The following is a 1061-nucleotide window of genomic DNA, read 5'->3' as shown; positions in this document are numbered from 1 at the left end:
TGGGTCCCGGCCCGAGCGCGATATCGGTGAAGAGGGCATCCAGCACCGGCCCGGTCCGGATCAGGGCGCCGGCCTCGATCGCCGAGGCGGTCTCGACGACCTCGAACCCGGCCTGCTCCAGCGCTTCGCGAACCGGCTCGCGATAGAGCAGCTCATCCTCGACGACCAAAATACGCATGTGACGCTGTACGGAAACCGCTGGCTGAGAACGCAGGACTGGGAGGGGCAGGGCGAGGAATGTCCTGCTCTAGCGGCTCCGTTCAGGCAGTTCAACTCGCGTCACTGCAGATGCATGCCAGATACCTGCGGTTACCTTGAGGCGCGTATTCGCCTGGGCTCAGGGATGCAGCCGGCCACTGGTCACCTGGTGCGCGAGTCACGGAACCGGACAAGCCTGACCGAGATGGCCAAGGGTCACGCCGCCTTTACGCCCGAGAGGAAGGTTGCCACCTCTTGCCCCAGGCTGGTCGAGTGCTGCGCAAGCTCGCGCGCCGCGCCCAGGACCTGTGCGGCCGCAGCCCCCGTCTCCCCGGCGCCCTGCCTCACCTCTTGGATCGCCCCCGTGACCTGCTGCGTGCCCTGGGCCGCCTGCTGGACGTTGTGCGCGATCTCGCCCGTCGCGGCGCCCTGCTCCTCGACAGCGGCCGCTACCGCAGACGAGATCGCCGACATCTCGGCGATGATCTGCCCGATCTCCCGCACCGCTTTGACCGCCCCCTCCGTCGCGCTCTGGATGCTGGTGATCTGGGCCGAAATCTCCTCAGTGGCCTTCGTCGTCTGCCCAGCAAGCGCCTTCACCTCCGACGCGACCACTGCAAACCCACGCCCGGCCTCACCGGCTCGCGCCGCCTCAATGGTCGCGTTCAGCGCAAGCAGGTTCGTCTGGCTGGCGATGCTGTTGATCAACGCGACCACCTCGCCGATCCGCCCCGCATCGGCCGCCAGCGCCTGCACCGCTGCATCCGTGCCACGCGCCTTCTCGACCGCCCTGGACGCGATGCCGCTCGATTGAGCGACCTGAGAGGCGATCTCGCGCACAGAGATCGACAGCTCCTCCGTCG

Annotated in this window: 1 protein-coding gene; it reads right to left on the bottom strand. The window is 67.9% G+C overall.

Annotation, left to right across the window (positions count from 1 at the left end; translation table 11 throughout):
- Positions 1–414: 414 nt before the first annotated feature.
- A partial coding sequence (locus F0L46_RS25180) for a methyl-accepting chemotaxis protein (protein ID WP_240540161.1) occupies positions 415–1061 on the bottom strand: 647 nt, incomplete at its 5' end.

This window comes from Salinarimonas soli (assembly GCF_008386575.1).
Taxonomy (GTDB): Bacteria; Pseudomonadota; Alphaproteobacteria; order Rhizobiales; family Beijerinckiaceae; genus Salinarimonas_A; species Salinarimonas_A soli.
Note: the sequence above shows the minus strand (reverse complement) of the source record. Positions and strands in the feature narration are given on the sequence as shown.